This is a genomic window from Butyrivibrio proteoclasticus P6B7 (assembly GCF_000622085.1).
Classification (GTDB): domain Bacteria; phylum Bacillota; class Clostridia; order Lachnospirales; family Lachnospiraceae; genus Butyrivibrio; species Butyrivibrio proteoclasticus_A.
Genome location: NZ_JHWL01000001.1, coordinates 123,168 through 143,014 on the forward strand (window position 1 = coordinate 123,168; position 19,847 = coordinate 143,014).

A 19,847-nucleotide genomic window follows, 5' to 3' on the forward strand; every position below is an offset into this window, starting at 1 on the left:
TCAGCATGCACTACAAAGTAGTAGTATTTGGCGTTAAGGACACATCAGAGAACATAATAGATTTTATACAAAAAGAGCTATGCCCAGTAGACCTTGTAATGACAATAGCTCCAAAGGTTACTGAAAAGAACCAGGTTTCTGGTTTTAAGGGACTGTCTTTTCTTACTGAGAAGTACGGAATCCCTGTATTTGAGGCAGAGAGCTACTATCTCAAGGATGAAAAAACATTGAAATTCATCAGTGAGAACACCTTTGATCTTGGTATCGTTATGGGCTGGCAGAGACTTATTCCTAAGGAAGTTCTTGATGCCTTCAAGGCTGGTATCTATGGATTCCACGGCAACTGCGGATATCTCCCATTCGGAAGAGGCAGATCACCACTTAACTGGTCCATGATCCTTGGAGATACAAGATTTAACCTCAACCTCTTTAGATACGATGAGAAGGCAGATTCACCTAACGTCTTTGCTACAGAGATGTTCCAGATCAATGAGCACGACGACATCAGAACTGCTCAGTACAAGAACATGATCTGCTCCAAGAACCTTATCAGAAAGCTTGTTACCACATATATGGAAAAGGGCGAGATTCCTATCCACACAGATTCTAAGGATTTCGATTCATGGTACAATAAGCGTACAGCAGCTGACGGTAAGATTGATTTTACCGACAGAACAAGGAATATCTACAACCTTATTAGAGGCGTGGCTGCGCCATTTCCTGGCGCTTTCTGCTATGCAGATACAGAGGATGACGCCCACAAGGTTACAGTCTGGGAAGCACATCCCTTTGATGAGATGATCGACTTCTCCATGTTTGCCCCAGGCGAAGTTGTGGATATCTTCGATGGTAAGCCTATTGTCAGAACTGTTGATGGCTCCATCAGAATCGACAGATTCGATACAGATATTGAGATAAAGGTTGGAACGGTACTTAAGTAATGAAAAAGATAGCATTTCATTTGAATTGCCTTTGCCAGGGCGGAGCGGAGAGAGTTGTATCAAACCTCGCCAATCAGTTTGCCCAGGAAGGCTACAAAGTTTATATAGCAACAGAATGGTATGACAAGGACGAATTTGAGCTGGACGAAAGAGTAACAAGAGTCCATGTTGGTCTTCGCGAGGGCGACGAGAAGAAGAACAGAATCACTAAGTTCTTTTTACGTGTTAAATACCTCAAGGAATTCGTTAAGGAATATCAGCCAGATGTTCTTATTCCTTTTGCCCACAGAGCCAATTACAGAGCTCTTATGGCAGCAGGAAACACCAATGTTCCTGTAATTGTCTGCTGCAGAACAGACCCAACAGGCCATTACGATCACTTTTCTGACAAGGTTCAGATCAAGTGGCTCTTCCCTAAGGCTTCTGGAGCTGTTTTCCAGACCACAGGTCAGAGAGAATTCTTTAAACCACACCTTCAGAATAACTCCACAGTTATCCTGAATCCTATAAATCCTAAGTACTTTGGCGTAGAGCACCCAGAAGTTCCAGAAAAGAGCGTTGTGCACCACGCAAGACTTATCGACTTCAAGAACCAGCCAATGCTTTGCAGAGCCTTTGTAAGAGTTCATGAGAAGCACCCTGACTACGTTCTAAAGATTTACGGTCCTGATTCCCATGATGGAACCAAGGAAATCCTGGATAGCATCATTGAAGAGAACAATGCTCAGGACTACATCCTTCTTATGGGCGGTAGCGATGAGCTGGAAAAAGAGATCCCTAAGGGTGAGGTATATGCCTTCACATCAGACTGGGAGGGCCTTCCAAACTCACTTCTTGAAGCTATGGCAATGGGAATGCCTATCGTGGCAACAGATTGTCCATGTGGCGGCCCAAGAACAGTTATGAGAAATGAAGAGAACGGACTTCTCATTCCTATTAAGGATGAGGACGCTGTAGTAGAAGGCCTTTGCAGACTTATTGAGGATAAAGAGCTGGCTAAACGCCTTGGCAAAGAGGCAGCCAGGATCGAAGAAATCGCCAACGGTAAGGCCATCTTTGAGCAGTGGCGTGACTATCTCGACAGAGTCATCGCCGGAGAATTCCCAAAGGGTTAATTAAATTACGGTAGTTATTTTAAGGAGTTAGATATGTTTTCATACGAAGATTACAGAGAAATAATCAGAGCAATTAAGGATACAGGTCTTTATGCTACATATGAAGAGGCTAAGGAGAGAGACGAGTTCATCATCATGAGACATGATGTTGAGTACTCTGTAGAAAGAGCTTATGCCCTTTCCAAGGTTGAGGAAAGCGAAGATTTCAGATCCACCTTCTTTTTCCAGTGGACTAACAACTCTTATAACATCCTTTCCCGTAAGAACAGAGACATCCTTACAGACATGCATGAGAGAGGCCAGCACATCGGTCTTCACTTTGCTCTTAACGGCATGACAGACATGAAGCTTGTAAGACAGAGAATCAAGCAGGAAATGGATATGCTCAGCGATATGCTTGGCTTTGAGGTTAATTCCTTCTCAGTTCATAGACCATCTCCAGACATCCTTGCAGAGAACATCAAGATTCCTGGCATCATCAATGCTTATCAGGACGACTTCTTCTCCTTTGACCCTAAGGCTACACCAGAGTCCAAGCTTGAAGTTAAGTACATGTCAGATGCTAACCACATCTGGAGATATGGCTATCCTGATGCTGAGACAATCAAGGCTCACAAGAAGATTCAGATCCTTACACATCCATTTGCCTGGACTAAGAAGGGTTATGACAACCTTGAGAACTACAAGACTCTCATCAATGAGAAGTATGTAGAGCTTCTTGATTCCATCGACAACGAATGTAAGGACTTCGGACCACTTCGCGACAACTTTGAGAAGTTACCTTTGGAGTAAAAAACTATGTGTGGTATCTGCGGATATATTTCAAAAAAGAGAATAACAGAAGAACAGCTCCGCGAAATGAATGATACCATGTTTCATCGCGGTCCAAATGACAGCGGTGTCGAGATTTTTGAGAGTAAAAATGACTATGCTATCGGTTTTGCCCAGAGGAGATTGTCTATTCAGGACCTTTCTCCCCTTGGTCATCAACCAATGCATTCAAATGATGGAAGAATTTCCATTGTTTTTAACGGTGAGATTTACAATTTCCTTGATCTTAAGAAGGAATTATCCGATTATTCATATAAATCAAATTGTGACACAGAAGTCATAATTGCTGCCTACCTTAAATGGGGAATTGACATGGTTGATCACATCCATGGGATGTTCGCCATAGCTCTTTTAGACAGAGAGGATGACAGCGTATATCTTATCAGGGACAGAATTGGTAAGAAGCCTTTGTTCTACTGGCTTGACGGAGAGAACATCGTCTTCGCTTCAGAGCTTAAGCCAATCTTCAAGTGCCCTGGATTCAACCCTACAATCAACAGAACAATTATTTCCAGATACCTGTATCAGCAGTACATTTCTGCTCCTGATACGGTTTTTGAGAATGTCTATAAGCTTGAGGCTGGCATGATCCTTAAGTTCAACAAGGGCCAGATATCAAAGCGCAAGTACTGGGATGTTAAAGAGGTCTACAAGAGACTTAGTGCAGACCCTGTCACCGACTATCAGGAGGCCAAGGCCCATCTTAAGGGCCTGTTAAAAGAGTCAGTGGCTGACAGAATGATCGCTGACGTGCCCCTGGGAGCCTTCCTTTCCGGCGGATATGATTCATCCCTTATTACAGCCATTGCCCAGGAATTGTCTGATAAGCCTGTTAAGACCTTCTGTATTGGCTTTGACGTAAAGGGCTACAACGAGGCTGAGTATGCCAAGGAGATAGCAAAGCACCTTGGCTGTGACCATACAGAATACTATATCTCAGAAAAAGAGATGGCTGATCTTGTGGACAGTATTCCACAGTACTATGACGAGCCTTTTGCAGATGACTCCCAGATTCCATCAATGCTGGTGTCTGCCGTGGCCAAGAAGGACGTGACAGTAGCTCTTTCCGGTGATGGCGGAGATGAGTTCTTCTGCGGATACAACGTATACGACAAGGTTATGTCTGCCAGAAAGCTTGAGGCCCTGGGTGGTCTTGCCTATGGCTTTGGCCAGATCCCTGTTCCAGGAGGCAGGTTCCTTGATAAGTACCCTGTAAAGGTAAGAGCCATCGCCCTTAACAGGAATCAGGATACCAAGACCCAGCTGGCTTCTCCCACCTATGTGGATGCAGCCTACGGCTTAGTGTATGGAGAACAGGGTAAAAGAGCTTACATAAACAGTGAATTCAGCAATAGAGCCTGGGAACACACTGACAAAAGCGTCAGATACCATGTAGAGAAATCCATGGACATCAGCGATTACCAGATAAGGCGCATGATCCTTGATATGGACACCTACCTTCCTGAGGATATCTTAGTTAAGATGGACAGAGCTTCCATGAAGTATTCCCTTGAGAACAGATGCCCTATCATGGACACAAGAGTCATGGAATATTCCTTCAGACTTCCACATAGCTTTAAGTATCACGATGGTGATAAGAAGCATATCCTTAAGGACATAGTCTACGACTATATTCCAAGAGAAATGCTCGAAAGACCTAAGACTGGCTTTGCTGCTCCTGTGGATAAGTGGCTTCGCGGAGCCCTTAAGGACCAACTCCTTCAGTACAGTGACAGCTCTTTTATCAGGAATCAGGGACTGTTCGATGAGACATTTGTTAAGAACTTCATAGGAAACTATCTGGCACAGGAAGACTTAGGAAAAGGATCTGGCAGCAACCTTAGTAAACTGGTATGGCCATTCTTTGTATTCCAGAAATGGTATGATTTTTATTTGAAATAAGAGCTTTTTCTTGAAATAGAATGGATGGCTATAAAAAACTAAATAATTTTGCCGATATAAAAGATAGCAATGGAAATGCGTGTCTTTTCAATGGATTGAGAATATCCACTGGAAAGACGCGTTTTTTGTTCTTGAATTTGGAGGCTTGCTTATGGATATTATGGCTATGGAGCATCTCTATTTGGTGAATAATACCAGTTCTTCTGGAACTTTGAGCCGCGTAGAAAATACTTCTGAAACAAAGGGGAGCTTTGCCAAGATTCTTCAGGCAGAAAACGAGAAGACATGCCCCTATAACTTCCTGGCTCGTAATGGTCTGATTGAGTATAACGGCGTTGTCTTTAACTGTGATTACAAGCAGAACGCCATAACCCTTGGAGATATGTCTGATAAAAGAAATGTCCTAAAGATTTACCTTCCAAGTGGAGGAAGCCTTCATGTAAATGTAAATAACATCGATCAGTTAGCCAAGGCAGCAGGCATGTTTACACCTGAAGATCTTAACGCAATCATGCGTGCCATCCACGAATACAACCACTGTACGCGAAAGCGTTACGAAATAGAGGAAGAGAAAACCGAAACCGCTGAAGAACTTGCTACAGGAGTAAAAGAGCTCTGAGAAATCAGAGCTCTTAATTTTTTGCGAAAAAATATGTGTAAATGCCCACAAATACTGTGATAAAATGTTTTCATACACACTTGGTAGGAAATGCTTGCAATTGAAATATTACCATTGTATAATTGTGGTTGATTAAATTGCACACAATAAATCGTGCAAGACATTAAAACTAATAATACTTAATGAAATTGATTATAGGATAGATATATGTTTAACTCAGACACTTTAGAGCTCCTTGTTAGCTCTTTTCCCAAAATATTAGAGTTCGGCCTTAAGGTCACATTACCACTGGCAGCGATAGCGTTTATATTATCAACGGTGATCGCAGTAATAGTGGCTATGATCCAGTATGCCAATGTGCCAGTGCTTAGGCAGATAAGTAGGTTTTATATCTGGATCATCAGAGGAACACCACTTCTTGTTCAGCTTATGGTGGCGTTCTATGGACTTCCACTTATTGGAATCAGGGCTAACCCATTTGTTATGGCGGTTATCGTGTTCTCTTTTAACGAGGGTGCATACAGCTCAGAGACTATGAGAGCAGCAATGGAGGCAGTTCCAGCAGGACAGCTGGAGGCAGGCTACTGTTCAGGACTTAATTACCTGCAGATCATGTGGCACATCATTTTGCCGCAGGCCTTTAGAACAGCCTTCCCATCACTGTTTAACGCGCTTATCAGTATGGTGAAGGATACATCCCTTGCATCCAGTATCACTGTTGTGGAGATGTTTACAAGAACCAAGCAGATCGCAGGCCAGTCCTACAACTACTTCCCGCTGTATATCGAAGTGGCCCTTGTATACCTGATCTTCTGCACAGTTCTTACCTACCTTCAGAAGAAGGGCGAGAAGATTCTTGGAACATATGGCGTTCGAAAGTAAACACAGACTAGTACATATTTAGAAGGTTTATATGGCAATATTAGAGATAAAAAATCTTACAAAGTCCTTTGGAGACAATGAGATCCTAAAGGGCATAGATTTACAAGTTAATAAAGGTGATGTGGTTTCAATCCTTGGTCCATCAGGCTCAGGGAAGACCACACTTCTTAGATGCATCAATTTCCTGGAAAAGCCTGATAGCGGAATCCTATCCTTTGACGGAATAGATCACGACTTGTCACAGATAACCAAGAATGACATTGCAGCCATCAGGAAGAAGACTGGATTTGTATTCCAGAGCTACAACCTTTTTGCCAACAAGACAGTTCTTGAGAACGTGACATTAGGCCTTACCAGTGCCAGAAAGGTTCCTAAGAAAGAAGCCATCGAAAAGGCAATGGATGTCCTTAAAAAGGTTGGAATGGATGAGAAGGCAAACCAGTATCCAAGCCAGTTATCCGGCGGACAGCAGCAGAGAGTTGGTATAGCAAGAGCTCTCGCTACAGATCCCGAGATCATCTACTTTGACGAGCCTACTTCAGCTCTGGACCCTCAGCTTACAGCAGAAGTACTGGAGGTTATGAGGACATTGGTGGATGACGGAATGACTATGATAGTCGTTACCCATGAGATGAGCTTTGCAAAAGAGGTATCTTCCCACGCAGTATTTATGGCAGATGGCGTTATTGTGGAAGAGGGCTTTGGAAAAGAGTTCTTTGAAAATCCTAAGCAGGCACGAACCAGAGAGTTCCTTAGGCTGGCAACAAATTAAAAAGATTTTTGATGATAACTGCACCAGCAGATCATTTCAAGAATATGTAACTGGACACTTAAGTTTTGTTTAAAGAAGGAGTTAGATTATGAAGAAAAAGATATTCGCTATGATGCTTGCAGCATCTATGACAGTAGCTCTTATAGGCTGCGGAAGTTCACCAAAGTCAGCTGCAGATTCTCAGGACCACCTTGCAAGAATCAAGGCAGCAGGCAAGATCACAATAGCAACAGAAGGTGTTTGGGCACCATTTACTTACCACGATGAGGCTACAGATGAGCTTATTGGCTTTGATGTAGAAGTGGCAGCAGCTATTGCTGAGAAGCTTGGTGTAGAGCCAGAGTTTAAAGAGGTTGCTTTCGACGGCGGTCTTACAGGCGTATCAACAGGAACCTTCGATATGATGGCTAACGGCGTAGATGTAACAGAAGAAAGATCTAAGACCTACGATTTCACTGCACCTTATGCTTATGACCACGCAGTAGTTGTAACTCTTGCATCAAACGATACAATCACTTCCTTTGAGAATCTTAATGGCCTTAAGACAGCTAACTCAGCAGGTTCAACCTACGAGGCAATGGGCCGTGAGTACGGAGCAGAGGTTATGAACGTTGATACTCTTGGCGAGACAATGACCCTTGTAAGCAACGGAACTGTTGATGCTACAATCAATGCTAACACATCTGTTCAGGACTACATTAAGACAACAGGTACTACAGATCTTAAGGTAGCAGCAGTAGACAGCGACGTAACATTGTACGGAATTCCTCTTGCAAAGGGCTCAGATAACGATACACTTCGCGAAGCTATCGACAAGGCTATTGAAGAGCTCAGAGCAGATGGCACTCTTGCTGAGATTTCCATCAAGTACTTTGGCGTAGACATTACAGCAGAGTAAGTTTAACGGGAGTCAATTAGAACCGTCCACACTGACTTATAAAAAATATGCATCTTACCATACTAAAAGTGCAACTCACCGCAGAGTTGCACTTTTTTTGCTTTAAATGGTTTAACATCGTTTTCAGATACAAAAAAGACCACGGAAAAAACAAGAGATAAGAAAAGAGGTTAACGATGAAAAAGGCAATTGAAGTTAGGAACCTTAAAAAGCAATATGGCGAAACAAAGGCAGTAAAAGATATTTCTTTTGATGTTGAACAGGGGCAGCTCTTTGCATTCCTTGGTGAGAACGGAGCTGGTAAATCTACAACAATCAACATGCTAAGTACAATCCTTCCAAAGACTTCCGGAAATGCCAGAATCATGGGATATGAGCTTGGAAAAGAGGATGACAGCATCAGAAAGAGCATAGGAATCGTCTTTCAGAATTCAGTGCTGGATGGGAATCTATCGGTAAAGCAGAATCTTTTAACAAGAGGTGCTTACTACGGATATAGCCAGAAAGAAATAATGGAGAGCTTAAACAGCTTCTGGGAGGAATTCAATTTAGAGGAAATCTGGAATAAGAAGTATGACAAGCTTTCTGGTGGTCAGAGAAGGCGAGTAGATATTTCACGAGCTTTGATCCATAAGCCAGATATTCTTTTCCTGGATGAGCCCACCACGGGCCTTGATCCAATGTCCCGCAAGATGGTATGGGACTACATCAATCACCTCAGGAAAAAGGACAACCTGACAATTTTCCTCACCACCCATTACATGGAGGAGACGGCAGAGGCTGACAACGTGGTGATCATGGATAAGGGAAGCATAATAGCAGAAGGAACTCCTGCTGAATTAAAGAGCAGATACACAGGCAAGAAGCTGATCTGGTATACGAGGGAATGCGAAGAAAACACAAGGATCATAGAAAACTTAACTTCTCCAAGATTTAGTTACGAGGCAGATCATTACAACATATTGATGGATGAGGGAATCATGGAGTTTGTCTGGAAATATAGAGATTTTATCAAAGATTTCGAAGTAATAAAGGGCACAATGGATGATGTCTTTTTAACACTTACAGGAAAGGAAATGGTGGAGTGCAATGGCTAAGATAAGAGGAATTATGGGACTTACAAAAAGAAATATGCTGGTATATTTAAACAACAAGGGATCTATATTTTTCTCAATGCTGACCCCTATCATAATTCTGATCCTTTATATTCTTTTCCTTAAGAACAGCTTTTTATATTCTCTGGAGAATGCAGCTTCTGACCTTGGAAATCTTGTTTCTTCAAAGGATATGGACCAGTTTGTAAACGGACTTATGCTTGCAGGAATCATCAGCTCAGCTCTTATCACAATTCCTTACAACGCCCTTCAGACAATTGTAAGAGATCGTGAGGAGAGAGTTTACTACGATATGATGGCAACACCTGTAAAAAGAGCTGAAATAATCCTTTCATATTTCATTGCAGCTGTAGTAACAGCCTTTCTTCAAACATTAGTAGTTCTTGCTGGGGGACTCATAGTTCTTTTTGCTAATGGAGATTTGTATATCACAGCGCTTGACATCATCAGACTTATAGGAGTGATATTCCTTGGAACGGTTTCAGCTACAGCTCTTTTTACACTGATCATGATGTTCTTTAAGAAAATGGGAACCTGCAGCGCCTTTATGGGAATAATATCTGCTGTATCCGGCTTTGTGGTTGGAGCATATCTGCCACTTTCTGAATTTAATAAGACCATTCAGAATGTATGTAATCTGGTGCCTGCAACAGGAGTGACAATTCTTATCAGAAATTACCTCATTGGTGGTGTATTGCAGCATATGGATGAGAGTATCGGGGGACTTGATAATGGAGCCTTTGCTGAAGCAATGCGCAGCGTATTTACTTTCAATTCGAAGGTGGGATCAAGTGTCTGGACATTGAATCAGACCTGTATTTATATCATAATGGTTACAGTAGCTTTAGTAGCTGCTATCAGAATCATTTATCCCAGAGTTTATAACAAAGTGTGAGGGGGAAAATCTTGAAGGTAACGTTTACAAAAATACCACAGGGTGAAAGTGAACATGCGATAATAAATGCCCATGAGCGCACGCCTGCTATAGAAACCGCCATTGGACTTCTTGAAAACGGCGAGCGGATAATAATGGGTGTCAAAGACGGAGAGAGCGTTCCCTGTCCAATTTCTAAAATCTATTATATTGAAACCGTAGATGACAAGTGCTTTGCCTACACTAAAGATGACTGTATTGAGATTCGAAGCAGACTCTATGAGATTGAAAAAGAGCTGGATTTTAGATTTTTCAGGTGTTCTAAGTCTCTTCTTTGTAATATCAGGAAGATCAAAAGTGTAAAGGCTGAGTCCAATGCCAGAATGAGAGCAGTTCTTTTGAATGGAGAGGCGGTTCTTATTTCCAGAAGCTATGTCAAAGAGATGAAGAAAAGGTTGGGCCTGTAACTATGAAAAAGATAAAAGTCATAATTGGACAGACAATGATGGTAAGCTTCATGGTGCTGTGCGCCGTCAGTATATACGGTTTATTTGTAATGAGAAAATATGAATGGGCATTTGACTGGTATATCCCAGGATCTATCGTGGTTGCAAGTTTTGCCTGTAGCGTCGTGACATGCCTTCTTTTATACAATGATGGCTATGCACAGTCTAGGCTAAGTTTTGTTGTAAGAACGATCCTGCATTTTATTTTGCTCTATGGGATAATCATGGCTTTTGGTCACGTGTGCTATTGGTATAGAAGTTTACGTGGTGGCATTTTTGTCTCAATCATCTATGTAGTTGTGTATTTTGGAGCTTGGATAGGTACCTCTATCATGTTTAGGCATGATGAGAAGGTTATCTCGGATGCGCTGGATAGCGTAAGGGATAAGGAGTAAGTCACCTAGAACCGTCCCCCATTGTCATGGGCGATGTTACAGCTGTTGGTGATGAGGGCGGTTTTGCTCCTAATCAGCTTAAGAGCGATGAGGAAGCAATTGAGAAGATTCTGGAGGCTATAAAGGCAGCAGGATTTGAGCCTGGCAGAGACTTCAAGATTGCCATGGATGCAGCTGCTTCTGAGTGGAAGAGCGAAAAAGGTAAGGGCTTCTACAAGCAGCCTAAGTCAGGAAAAGAGTTTACATCCGACGAGCTTATCGCCCATTGGGAGAGTCTTGTAGATAAGTATCCAATCATCTCAATCGAGGATGGCCTGGATGAGGAAGATTGGGAAGGCTGGCAGAGAATGACAGCCAAGATTGGACATAAGGTTCAGCTTGTTGGTGATGACCTCTTTGTTACTAACACAGAGCGCCTTAGCAAGGGTATTTCTCTTGGCGCTGGTAACTCTATTCTTATTAAGCTCAACCAGATCGGATCAGTTTCTGAGACACTTGAAGCTATTAAGATGGCTCATAATGCTGGCTATACAGCTATTTCATCACACCGCTCAGGAGAGACAGCAGATACAACAATTGCAGATCTTGCAGTTGCACTTAATACCTGCCAGATTAAGACAGGTGCACCTAGCCGTTCAGAGCGTGTTGCTAAATACAATCAGCTTCTTCGTATCGAAGAGCAGCTTGGAGATGCAGCAGTATATCCTGGAATGAAGGCTTTCCACGTACAGTAAGGATGTGGGAGGGGTATGAACAAAATAAAAAATCTTGGTAAAAACTCTTGATTGCATGACTATTGCAGAGGCAATACCCATGCAGATGGCAGCATAAAGAAATAAGGAAGAACGAATATGTATCACATCGAGAAAAACACAGTGCAGGAAACATTGATAATAGCCTGGATATGTACTTTGTTCTGAAGAATGCAATTAGGAGGAGAAGCAAATGCAATTGGTGAACTCAGAAATACTGTATAATATACATAGAATAGTGGGGTAAAAAATCGTAAACATTATAAGAAATGCAAAACTATATAGCTGAAGAATACGAGTCAATACTGATGGAGAAAAGATAATGGAAAGAAAATCAATTCTTATCAAGGACACAACACGAGAAGAGAGGGAGCAGATAGTTAAAAACTCCTTGGATTGTGGCGGTGGTTGTGAGAACTGCTCTTCATGCTGGCTTGGTGGCGGAAGCCCCTGGGATATTTATCAGGACTATATTGATGGCAAGAAAGAAATCCGTGATATAAACATGGAGTACATGGAAAAGTATCGCCAGGACAGGCAGATTCATTGAGAGGAATTGTGTTTATGGGAAGTGCTCCTGAGATAAAAGACTCTACAGTAGAAGATCGTAGAGAATATATTAAGAAAAGATTTCCCTGTATTGCAGACTGTGATATGTGTGGTCTGTGTAAGGTTTTTCATGGGAAAGATGCTGAGACTGCATACGCTGATTACATAAGCGGCGATAGGTCTTTTGCGGAAGTATCAGCAGATTATAAGTGATAGTGAACATGAGGGTGCTCTCTAAAGGAGCACCCTTTATTATTGTGAAAACGATTTGTTGACAGCAAATTAGTGTTAGAATAGATAGAAAAGCATATAGATAATTTTTTTCAGATACAGATTTGCTTAATTATGGGAGGGAATTATGAAAACACTAATCATTTACACATCACAGACAGGATTCACAAAGAGATACGCAGAGTGGCTTGCAGACAGAGTAGGGGGAGATCTTCTTGATCTTAAGGACGCTCAGAAAAAGAGTGATAGCTTTTTTGACGACTATGATGCAATCTGCTATGGCGGATGGGCTATGGCTGAGAAGATTTCCAAGATCAAGTGGTTTCTTGATAAGGCTCCAAGTTGGGAGAATAAGCGTCTTGCAGCATTCTGTGTTGGCGGAACTCCAAATGGTGAGCCACAGGTGGATTCTTTACTTCAGAACGCACTTACAGATCAGCAGAGGGAACAGATCAAGCTCTTTTATTGCCAGGGTGGAATGAACTATGAGAAGATGAGCGCTCCGACCAGAATTGCCATGAAGATGTTCGTGTCAGCTCTTAGAAATAAAAAGGATGCGACAGAAGAGCAAAAGAAAATGTTCGACAGAATGGCTTCATCCTATGATATTTCTGATGTTAAGTATATAGAGCCTATCGCAGCCTACCTTAGAGGAGCAGAAGAGGAAGAATCAGCTTCATGAATAGACGAAAAACAATAATCAGAAGATGCCTCCTGATCATTATGGTGATTATCACTATAGTATTCTTTGCTCTGCACTACGATTCAAAGGAATACACCATTCAGGAAGAGCAGCAATACATAGATAGAATCTGTAGCATGACTCACAATAGAGCCGTCTCTGTTGGAATAATGGATGGCGATGAGACTATTTATTTGGAGTATTGTGACATTGATGGTGAAAGTGTAGATGAGCATACGCTTTTTGAATTAGGGTCTACGACAAAAGCTTTCACAGGTTTAGCAATTCTTAATCTTGCGGAAGAGGGCTTGGTTGATCTAAATGCCCCGGTCACTGATTACATAGACTGGTTCAGACCCCAGTATAGAGGCTTGGATGCTGTAATTACAGTAAGCCATCTTTTGAACCATTCAAGTGGTATTCCTGTATGGACCATCTCACTTATTCCGGAAGGAAGTAAAGGCGAAATAACCTTGGAAGATACTGTCAGAAAGATCGCTGATGTTAAGCTTGCCCACGCGCCTGGTGAAGTCCATGAGTATGCAACAATCAATTATGATGTGCTGGCGCTGATCATTGAGAAGATTACAGGAGAAAAGTATGAGGATTATATTACTGATACTATTCTGGATGATGTGGGGATGACTGAGTCTTTTTTTAGAACAAGTGATTCTGACAGAGAGCGTATTTTTCCTGGCCATAAGGCAGGCTTCTTTGAATCAAGACGCTATAATGCTCCAACCTATTACGGAAATACGGCAGCAGGATACCTTGTTTCAAATACTAACGATCTTGTTACGTGGATGAGATATGTAAGGAATAACATCGACTTTGGTTCTTTTCCTATAACAGAAGCAAACAATTACTATGCAGGATGGAATCTGTATCCTGAGACTGTTCACCATGGTGGAAATAATCCTAATTTCAGCACTCAGATTATCATGTCGAGAGATCGTGAATTTGGGGTATTTGTCTTGTCTGCTTCTGACGGAGATATGGCTACAAGGATCGCAGATGGAATATATGGAATGCATATGGGTGTGAATGCAAGAATCGGTCTGTGCATTTCTAATCAGGAACTTTATGATTTTTTGTTTATCATTGGTACACTTTTGATTTTGTATGTAGCTCTTTTACTTAAGAATGGGCAAAAGAAATTATGCCTTTGCTGTGGGCTAGCGATCATAATTGTGCTTCTCCTGATTCCAGTGATTTCTCATATCAGCTATAGATTTTTATTTGTTTGGATGCCATATAGTTTTGGCGTGATGATCATTAGTTTGTTGGCGTTTACTCTATGGGAGCTATGGCTGTTTGCCAGAAGTGTGATTCGTATTAAGTTTCAGTCTAAAGATAAATGCATTTGAAGTTTTGAAAGGTGGGAGGAAATCTATGAAACGTGAACTTGGAATAGCAAGATGTGGACTGGCGTGTTGTCTGTGCTCTGAGAATGTCACATGCAAGGGCTGTAAGCTTGATGGGTTTAAAGAACTGTCATGGTGCAAGGATGCTGACTTCTGCGTAAATAGAAATTGCGGAATAGCCAAGGGTGTTCCAGGATGCTGGCAGTGCGATGAGTTAGATTGTAGAAAAGGCTTGTTTGGTGAAAAACTAAAGCCGCTTGCCTTTACCGAGTATATCCGCCGCTTTGGTATGGAGGCACTGCTTGACCGATTGGAGATTAACGAAAAGGCAGGAGTAGTCTACCACCGTGAAGGAATAATCGGTGATTACGACGACTTTGACGACATCGAGGAATTGATTCAGTTTATACAGATAGGAGAAAAGCAATAGATCCTAAAGCGAGAGGATGTAATAGGGTAAATCTTCTTGCATATGAGGATATTATGAATGTATCCGACGCAGTGCAGGGTATTTTTGAGTACGATTGATAATTTATGATATCTAATAATTACTAGTTACGGATTGAGCCATTTACCGGTGTTATTTACTGTTAAACGGCTCTTTTTTTGCCCCAAAACACAGATGAAAAGATGAGAATAATTCTCATTTCAAGTAACCTTAAATCCATTGACTCCGCATCTGTAGCCTATTACAATGTTAGACGTAGCTAACAAAGTTAACGGTGTTAACACAACAAGTTTACCAAAGGAACCTAAATGGATACAAAGGAAGAGATACTAGAGGCTGCCAGAAAAGAGTTTATGGAAAAGGGGTTTCAGGAAGCCTCTATGCGCAAGATTGCATCTAAAGTAGGCATAACGGCAACAGCTCTATACCGGCACTACACAAGCAAAGAGGATATCTTTGATGCAGTTGTGGAGCCAGTAGTAAGTGCATGGGAGTCAATGTGCATAACTGAAGAGATAAGGCAGACTGATACTGCTAGAAAATGCGGACTTGATGCCATGTGGAATGACACAGAGCAGTCAAGAATGATTGTCGATATGCTCTATCAGAACATTGATGCGCAAAAGCTTCTGTTCTTTAAGAGCAAAGGAACTAAATATGAGAATTACCTGCATGAGATTATCACGAAAATTCAGAGCGCAACTCTTAATTTCATGGAAGAACTTGAGGCAGAAGGAATGCATATCAATCACGTAGATGATAAGGAGATGCATTTGATCTTAAGCGCGCAGTACTCCGCGGTGCTTGAAATGATCGATCATGATTTTTCTTATGAAGAGGCACTTCATTATGCAGATACATTAGCTCTTTTCTTTAAAGAAGGTTGGCGTAAATTTCTTGGTTTTTAGCGTTGTTTAGCAAATACATAAAGGAGGGACATATGAAAAAGAAAAAAAGTGACCTTGCCGTACTTCTTGGGTACGCGGGCAACTACAAAGTATTAACATTTCTTGGACTTATGCTATCGGGAATAGCAATGATCCTTGGAATGCTGCCATATATTTGCATATGGCTGGTGGCGAGGGATCTGATCGCAGTGGCACCAAACTGGACCTTAGCATCAGGAATAGGAAAATACGGATGGATGGCATTTGCATTTTCTATTGCAGGAATCGCGGTATACTTCGCAGCACTGATGTGCACTCACCTTGCTGCATTTAGAACTGCATCTAATATTAGAAAGCAGGGCATGGAGCACCTTATGAAGGCGCCTCTTGGATTCTTTGATTCCAATGCATCAGGACTTCTTCGTAACCGTCTTGATGGCGCTGCTTCAGAGACAGAGACTCTTCTAGCTCATAACCTTGCCGATATCGTTGGCAGTGCTGCCATGTTCATTGGAATGGTGGTTTTGATGTTTGTATTTGACTGGAGAATGGGTGCAGCTTGCCTTATAGCAGCAGTAGTTTCTGTAGCAGCCATGTTCACCATGATGGGCGGCAAGAATGCCAAGCTTATGCAGGAATATCAGGCAGCTCAGGACTACATGAGTAAAGCTGGCACAGAATATGTCCGCGGAATCCCAGTTGTAAAGGTTTTCCAGCAGACAGTTTATTCCTTCAAGGCTTTCAAGGAAGCTATTGAGGACTACAGTAAAAAGGCAGAGCTTTACGCCGCTGATGTTTGTCAGCTTCCACAGGCTGTGAATCTTACCGCAACAGAAGGCGCATTCATCTTTATGGTTCCGGTAGCGCTTTTCATCGCTCCAGGAGCTCTTAAGACAGGTAACTTTGCAGCTTTTGTAACTAACTTTGCATTCTATGCTGTGTTCTCAGCTATTGTTTCCACAGCTCTTGCAAGAATAATGTTCGCAGCAAGTGGCATGATGCTTGCTAGCACAGCACTTGGAAGAATCGCTCAGGTTATGGCTGCACCAACCTTGGAAATCACTGATAATCCAAAGGAGCCTAAGGATAACAGCATTGAATTTAGAAACGTTAGCTTTACTTATGACGGAGCCAATATCCCAGCTATAGATCATGTTTCTTTTACGGTGGAACCAGGACAGACTGTGGCCCTTGTAGGACCTTCCGGAGGAGGAAAGACCACAGCAGCCAGCCTTATCCCAAGATTCTGGGATGTTACTGAAGGCAGCGTACTTGTGGGCGGCGTCGACGTTCGCGACATGGACCCTCATGTTCTCATGGACAAGATAGCATTTGTTTTCCAGAATAACAGGCTGTTCAAGGCAAGTATCTTAGAGAATGTAAGAGCTGCAAGGCCAAGTGCCACAAGAGAAGAGGTAAAAAGAGCTCTCTCTGCTGCCCAATGTGATGACATACTAAGTAAACTTCCAAACGGCATGGATACAGTGATCGGAACAGAAGGCACTTACCTTTCAGGCGGAGAGCAGCAGCGTGTAGCCCTTGCCAGAGCAATCCTTAAGGATGCTCCTATCGTAGTTCTTGATGAGGCTACAGCCTTTGCAGATCCTGAGAACGAAGTTCTTATCCAGAAAGCCTTCGGAGCACTTACCAAGGATAAGACAGTTATCATGATTGCCCACAGGCTTTCAACTGTTGTAGGTGCAGACAAGATTATTGTGCTTGATAATGGTCGCGCCATCGAAGAGGGCACACACAAAGCTCTTAAGGATAAGGATGGCATGTACAGCCGCATGTGGACAGATTATAACAAGGCAGTTAAATGGCGTATTAGTGCAGGGGAGGCGATGTAAATGTTTGGAAAAGAGTTTCAGAAAAAGTATGCACTTACCGATCAGGGAATAAGGAATGCCAAGTCGGCAACCTTTTGGACAGTTATAGTTAATCTTCTTGCTATGGGTGGAATGGGAATTCTGTACATGATGATGACAAGGTACATGAATACCCTTACGTATGGCGCAGAGCTTCCAAATACATGGCTTATCTTAGGCCTGGTCTTTGGGTTTGTGGTGCTGTCACTTCTTACTCATCTTCAGCAGTACAGAGCCACATATGGACTTGTATACAGAGAAGTTAAAAGCGTGCGTATTTCCCTTGCAGAGCGCATGAGAAAGCTTCCTCTTGGATACTTTGGCAAAAGAGATCTCGCTGACCTTACAGAAACTATCATGAGCGATGTTAACCGTCTTGAGCACGTTTGGTCACACTGCCTTGGATACCTTTATGGATCCTATATCTCAACTGCAATCGTTGCAATTATGCTGTTTGCCTTTGACTGGAGACTTGCACTTGCTTGTCTGTGGGGCGTTCCTGTAGCATTCATCCTTTTGTTCGGAAGCCGTAAGATCAACAAGCGCAATTCAGAGATTACCAAGGAAGCTGGAATTCAGGTTTCAGATGGAATTCAGGAGACCTTAGAGAATATCAGAGAGATCAGAGCAACTAACCAGGAAAAGAGCTTTATCGCTGATCTTAACAGAAAGATTGATTACCACGAAAAGACAATGCTTTCAGGAGAATTATCCTGTGGAATATTTGTTAACGCAGCCAGCGTAATCATGCGTCTTGGCGTTGCCACAACAGTTCTTACAGGAACAAGCCTTATCCTTAAGGGACAGGTGGACTTCATGGTACTGTTCATGTTCCTCCTTGTGATAACAAGAATCTATTCACCATTTGATCAGGCCCTTGCCCTTATTGCAGAAATGCTTATGTCACAGATTTCAGCAGCCAGAATCAATGAGATTCACGATACTCAGGCAGCAGAAGGTGCCGATGAGTTTAATACAAATGGTCATGATATTGTATTTGAAAATGTAGCCTTTGCCTACGACGATGATCAGGTACTTAACGGCGTCAGCTTCACTGCTAAGGAAGGTGAAGTTACTGCCATCGTTGGACCTTCAGGTTCTGGAAAGAGTACCTGCGCAAGACTCGCTGCAAGACTTTGGGATGTACCAAAGGGAACAATCAAAGTAGGCGGAGTAGATATTAACTCCGTTGATCCGGAAGTCCTTCTTGGTGACTATTCAATGGTATTCCAGGATGTAGTTCTTTTTGATGATACTGTAATGGAGAATATCCGCCTTGGTAAGCATGGCGCTACCGATGAAGAAGTAAGAGCAGCAGCGAAAGCTGCCAACTGCGACGAGTTCGTGGATAAGCTTCTAAACGGCTACGATACACCAATCGGCGAAAACGGAGCTAAGCTTTCTGGCGGCGAAAGACAGCGTATCTCCATCGCCAGAGCACTTCTAAAGAATGCGCCAATCGTACTTCTTGATGAAGCAACAGCTTCTCTTGATGTTGAAAACGAGACCAAGGTCCAGGAAGCTCTTTCAAGACTCCTTACCGGCAAGACCGTTCTTGTTATCGCCCACCGCATGCGTACCGTAGAAGCGGCAGATAAGATTGTAGTTCTTAAGGATGGAAAAGTCGCAGAGGAAGGAAATCCATCTGACCTTATGAAGAAGGATGGTAGTATCTTTAGACACATGGCACAGCTTCAAAGCGACAGCGCCCAGTGGAGCATCGCCTAAGGAAGTCATTAACGAACGCTATAGCCTAGATCTTCAATGGCTTTCACGAAGACATCGCGGTCGATATTTCTATCAAACTTAATATCTACGCGGCCTTTACGTAGATTAACCTTACAAGACGCACCGTCAATACTGTTGATGGTGCGTTTTACTCTGTTTGAGCAGTTTTCGCAGTGCATTCCATCAACCATAAGAACGATTTCTCCTATGACTGGGCCGTCGAGCTTTTTGTTAGGAACCTTTATATCTCCGCCGCCACCACAGCATCCACCTTCACCTTTAAAGTGTTTGATGGAGCCTCTAACGGCCAATACTAAGACTAAAACCAGGATAAGACCTGCGACTATATTTTGTGCAACCATTTTTAAATCCCTTCTTTTTGAAAAACATTCTCAATAAGTTATATTGTTATAGATGTTAGCTTATACTAACATATAATGTTAGAGATGTCTAACAAAATGTTGGAGCGTCAAATGTATGAAAAAGCA

Annotated in this window: 21 protein-coding genes and 1 pseudogene; 21 read left to right on the forward strand and 1 reads right to left on the reverse strand. The window is 42.4% G+C overall.

Going from position 1 to position 19,847, the window contains the following annotated elements; translation table 11 throughout:
- Window positions 1-5 precede the first annotated feature (5 nt).
- The 21 genes and pseudogenes from T541_RS0100555 (at window position 6) to T541_RS0100655 (ending at window position 19,359) form a co-directional block, all read left to right on the forward strand.
- Window positions 6-941, forward strand: a complete 936-nt coding sequence (locus T541_RS0100555) for a methionyl-tRNA formyltransferase (RefSeq protein WP_026650874.1) — start codon at window positions 6-8, stop codon at window positions 939-941.
- Window positions 941-2,056, forward strand: a complete 1,116-nt coding sequence (locus T541_RS0100560) for a glycosyltransferase (RefSeq protein ID WP_026650875.1) — start codon at window positions 941-943, stop codon at window positions 2,054-2,056. The genes T541_RS0100555 and T541_RS0100560 overlap by 1 nt, the downstream gene beginning before the upstream one ends.
- A gap of 33 nt (window positions 2,057-2,089) precedes the next feature.
- Entirely contained in the window at window positions 2,090-2,848 is a 759-nt protein-coding gene (locus T541_RS0100565) for a hypothetical protein (protein WP_026650876.1), read from the forward strand.
- A gap of 6 nt (window positions 2,849-2,854) precedes the next feature.
- On the forward strand, window positions 2,855-4,789 hold the full coding sequence (asnB, locus tag T541_RS0100570) for an asparagine synthase (glutamine-hydrolyzing) (RefSeq protein ID WP_026650877.1): 1,935 nt from the start codon (window positions 2,855-2,857) through the stop codon (window positions 4,787-4,789).
- Between the two features lie 151 nt (window positions 4,790-4,940).
- A complete protein-coding gene (locus tag T541_RS0100575; protein WP_026650878.1) occupies window positions 4,941-5,408 on the forward strand; it encodes a hypothetical protein in 468 nt (155 codons plus the stop codon).
- Between the two features lie 207 nt (window positions 5,409-5,615).
- A complete protein-coding gene (locus T541_RS0100580; RefSeq protein ID WP_026650879.1) occupies window positions 5,616-6,290 on the forward strand; it encodes an amino acid ABC transporter permease in 675 nt (224 codons plus the stop codon).
- 37 nt (window positions 6,291-6,327) lie between these two features.
- A complete protein-coding gene (locus tag T541_RS0100585; RefSeq protein WP_026650880.1) occupies window positions 6,328-7,062 on the forward strand; it encodes an amino acid ABC transporter ATP-binding protein in 735 nt (244 codons plus the stop codon).
- 88 nt (window positions 7,063-7,150) lie between these two features.
- Window positions 7,151-7,960, forward strand: coding sequence for a transporter substrate-binding domain-containing protein (locus T541_RS0100590; RefSeq protein WP_026650881.1), 810 nt, complete (start codon window positions 7,151-7,153; stop codon window positions 7,958-7,960).
- A gap of 176 nt (window positions 7,961-8,136) precedes the next feature.
- Window positions 8,137-9,057, forward strand: coding sequence for an ABC transporter ATP-binding protein (locus T541_RS0100595; protein WP_026650882.1), 921 nt, complete (start codon window positions 8,137-8,139; stop codon window positions 9,055-9,057).
- On the forward strand, window positions 9,050-9,970 hold the full coding sequence (locus T541_RS0100600) for an ABC transporter permease (RefSeq protein ID WP_051538008.1): 921 nt from the start codon (window positions 9,050-9,052) through the stop codon (window positions 9,968-9,970). The genes T541_RS0100595 and T541_RS0100600 overlap by 8 nt, the downstream gene beginning before the upstream one ends.
- 11 nt (window positions 9,971-9,981) lie before the next feature.
- Window positions 9,982-10,416 (forward strand): LytTR family DNA-binding domain-containing protein, encoded by a 435-nt coding sequence (locus tag T541_RS0100605; protein ID WP_026650884.1) that lies wholly within the window; start codon window positions 9,982-9,984, stop codon window positions 10,414-10,416.
- Between the two features lie 2 nt (window positions 10,417-10,418).
- Window positions 10,419-10,850, forward strand: coding sequence for a DUF3021 family protein (locus T541_RS0100610; protein WP_026650885.1), 432 nt, complete (start codon window positions 10,419-10,421; stop codon window positions 10,848-10,850).
- Between the two features lie 29 nt (window positions 10,851-10,879).
- A pseudogene (gene eno / locus T541_RS18345) lies at window positions 10,880-11,584 on the forward strand (phosphopyruvate hydratase); the annotation flags it as partial.
- A 340-nt stretch (window positions 11,585-11,924) separates the two neighbouring features.
- Window positions 11,925-12,152 carry a hypothetical protein gene (locus T541_RS18350; protein WP_034465492.1) on the forward strand — a complete coding sequence of 76 codons (228 nt, stop codon included), beginning with the start codon at window positions 11,925-11,927 and terminating at the stop codon, window positions 12,150-12,152.
- A 14-nt stretch (window positions 12,153-12,166) separates the two neighbouring features.
- Window positions 12,167-12,364: a hypothetical protein gene (locus T541_RS0100625; protein ID WP_026650886.1), complete on the forward strand. Its 198-nt coding sequence runs from the start codon at window positions 12,167-12,169 to the stop codon at window positions 12,362-12,364.
- A gap of 145 nt (window positions 12,365-12,509) precedes the next feature.
- On the forward strand, window positions 12,510-13,064 hold the full coding sequence (locus tag T541_RS0100630) for a flavodoxin domain-containing protein (RefSeq protein ID WP_026650887.1): 555 nt from the start codon (window positions 12,510-12,512) through the stop codon (window positions 13,062-13,064).
- Complete coding sequence (locus T541_RS0100635) at window positions 13,061-14,431, forward strand: serine hydrolase domain-containing protein (protein WP_026650888.1); 1,371 nt, start codon at window positions 13,061-13,063, stop codon at window positions 14,429-14,431. The genes T541_RS0100630 and T541_RS0100635 overlap by 4 nt, the downstream gene beginning before the upstream one ends.
- Before the next feature lie 25 nt (window positions 14,432-14,456).
- A complete protein-coding gene (locus T541_RS0100640; protein WP_026650889.1) occupies window positions 14,457-14,858 on the forward strand; it encodes a DUF3795 domain-containing protein in 402 nt (133 codons plus the stop codon).
- 326 nt (window positions 14,859-15,184) lie between these two features.
- Window positions 15,185-15,784, forward strand: coding sequence for a TetR/AcrR family transcriptional regulator (locus T541_RS0100645; protein ID WP_026650890.1), 600 nt, complete (start codon window positions 15,185-15,187; stop codon window positions 15,782-15,784).
- Window positions 15,785-15,816: 32 nt separating this feature from the next.
- A complete protein-coding gene (locus T541_RS0100650; protein WP_026650891.1) occupies window positions 15,817-17,613 on the forward strand; it encodes an ABC transporter ATP-binding protein in 1,797 nt (598 codons plus the stop codon).
- The gene (locus T541_RS0100655; protein WP_026650892.1) at window positions 17,614-19,359 is read left to right on the forward strand and encodes an ABC transporter ATP-binding protein; all 1,746 of its coding nucleotides are present in this window, start codon (window positions 17,614-17,616) and stop codon (window positions 19,357-19,359) included. It begins immediately after the preceding gene.
- A gap of 8 nt (window positions 19,360-19,367) precedes the next feature.
- On the opposite strand, the gene T541_RS0100660 is transcribed toward T541_RS0100655, so the two are convergent.
- Window positions 19,368-19,721 (reverse strand): heavy-metal-associated domain-containing protein, encoded by a 354-nt coding sequence (locus T541_RS0100660; RefSeq protein WP_034465495.1) that lies wholly within the window; start codon window positions 19,719-19,721, stop codon window positions 19,368-19,370.
- Window positions 19,722-19,847: the final 126 nt, after the last annotated feature.

What these genes read in the sequence shown, in the direction of transcription:
- T541_RS0100625 (WP_026650886.1), top strand. Translation starts at nt 12,167, where the DNA reads ATGGGAAGTGCTCCTGAGATAAAAGACTCTACAGTAGAAGATCGTAGA.
- T541_RS0100600 (WP_051538008.1), top strand. Translation starts at nt 9,050, where the DNA reads ATGGCTAAGATAAGAGGAATTATGGGACTTACAAAAAGAAATATGCTG.
- T541_RS18350 (WP_034465492.1), top strand. Translation starts at nt 11,925, where the DNA reads ATGGAAAGAAAATCAATTCTTATCAAGGACACAACACGAGAAGAGAGG.
- T541_RS0100645 (WP_026650890.1), top strand. Translation starts at nt 15,185, where the DNA reads ATGGATACAAAGGAAGAGATACTAGAGGCTGCCAGAAAAGAGTTTATG.
- T541_RS0100630 (WP_026650887.1), top strand. Translation starts at nt 12,510, where the DNA reads ATGAAAACACTAATCATTTACACATCACAGACAGGATTCACAAAGAGA.
- T541_RS0100650 (WP_026650891.1), top strand. Translation starts at nt 15,817, where the DNA reads ATGAAAAAGAAAAAAAGTGACCTTGCCGTACTTCTTGGGTACGCGGGC.
- T541_RS0100565 (WP_026650876.1), top strand. Translation starts at nt 2,090, where the DNA reads ATGTTTTCATACGAAGATTACAGAGAAATAATCAGAGCAATTAAGGAT.
- T541_RS0100660 (WP_034465495.1), bottom strand. Translation starts at nt 19,721, where the DNA reads ATGGTTGCACAAAATATAGTCGCAGGTCTTATCCTGGTTTTAGTCTTA.
- T541_RS0100575 (WP_026650878.1), top strand. Translation starts at nt 4,941, where the DNA reads ATGGATATTATGGCTATGGAGCATCTCTATTTGGTGAATAATACCAGT.
- T541_RS0100560 (WP_026650875.1), top strand. Translation starts at nt 941, where the DNA reads ATGAAAAAGATAGCATTTCATTTGAATTGCCTTTGCCAGGGCGGAGCG.
- T541_RS0100640 (WP_026650889.1), top strand. Translation starts at nt 14,457, where the DNA reads ATGAAACGTGAACTTGGAATAGCAAGATGTGGACTGGCGTGTTGTCTG.
- asnB (WP_026650877.1), top strand. Translation starts at nt 2,855, where the DNA reads ATGTGTGGTATCTGCGGATATATTTCAAAAAAGAGAATAACAGAAGAA.
- T541_RS0100635 (WP_026650888.1), top strand. Translation starts at nt 13,061, where the DNA reads ATGAATAGACGAAAAACAATAATCAGAAGATGCCTCCTGATCATTATG.
- T541_RS0100655 (WP_026650892.1), top strand. Translation starts at nt 17,614, where the DNA reads ATGTTTGGAAAAGAGTTTCAGAAAAAGTATGCACTTACCGATCAGGGA.
- T541_RS0100590 (WP_026650881.1), top strand. Translation starts at nt 7,151, where the DNA reads ATGAAGAAAAAGATATTCGCTATGATGCTTGCAGCATCTATGACAGTA.
- T541_RS0100580 (WP_026650879.1), top strand. Translation starts at nt 5,616, where the DNA reads ATGTTTAACTCAGACACTTTAGAGCTCCTTGTTAGCTCTTTTCCCAAA.
- T541_RS0100610 (WP_026650885.1), top strand. Translation starts at nt 10,419, where the DNA reads ATGAAAAAGATAAAAGTCATAATTGGACAGACAATGATGGTAAGCTTC.
- T541_RS0100555 (WP_026650874.1), top strand. Translation starts at nt 6, where the DNA reads ATGCACTACAAAGTAGTAGTATTTGGCGTTAAGGACACATCAGAGAAC.
- T541_RS0100595 (WP_026650882.1), top strand. Translation starts at nt 8,137, where the DNA reads ATGAAAAAGGCAATTGAAGTTAGGAACCTTAAAAAGCAATATGGCGAA.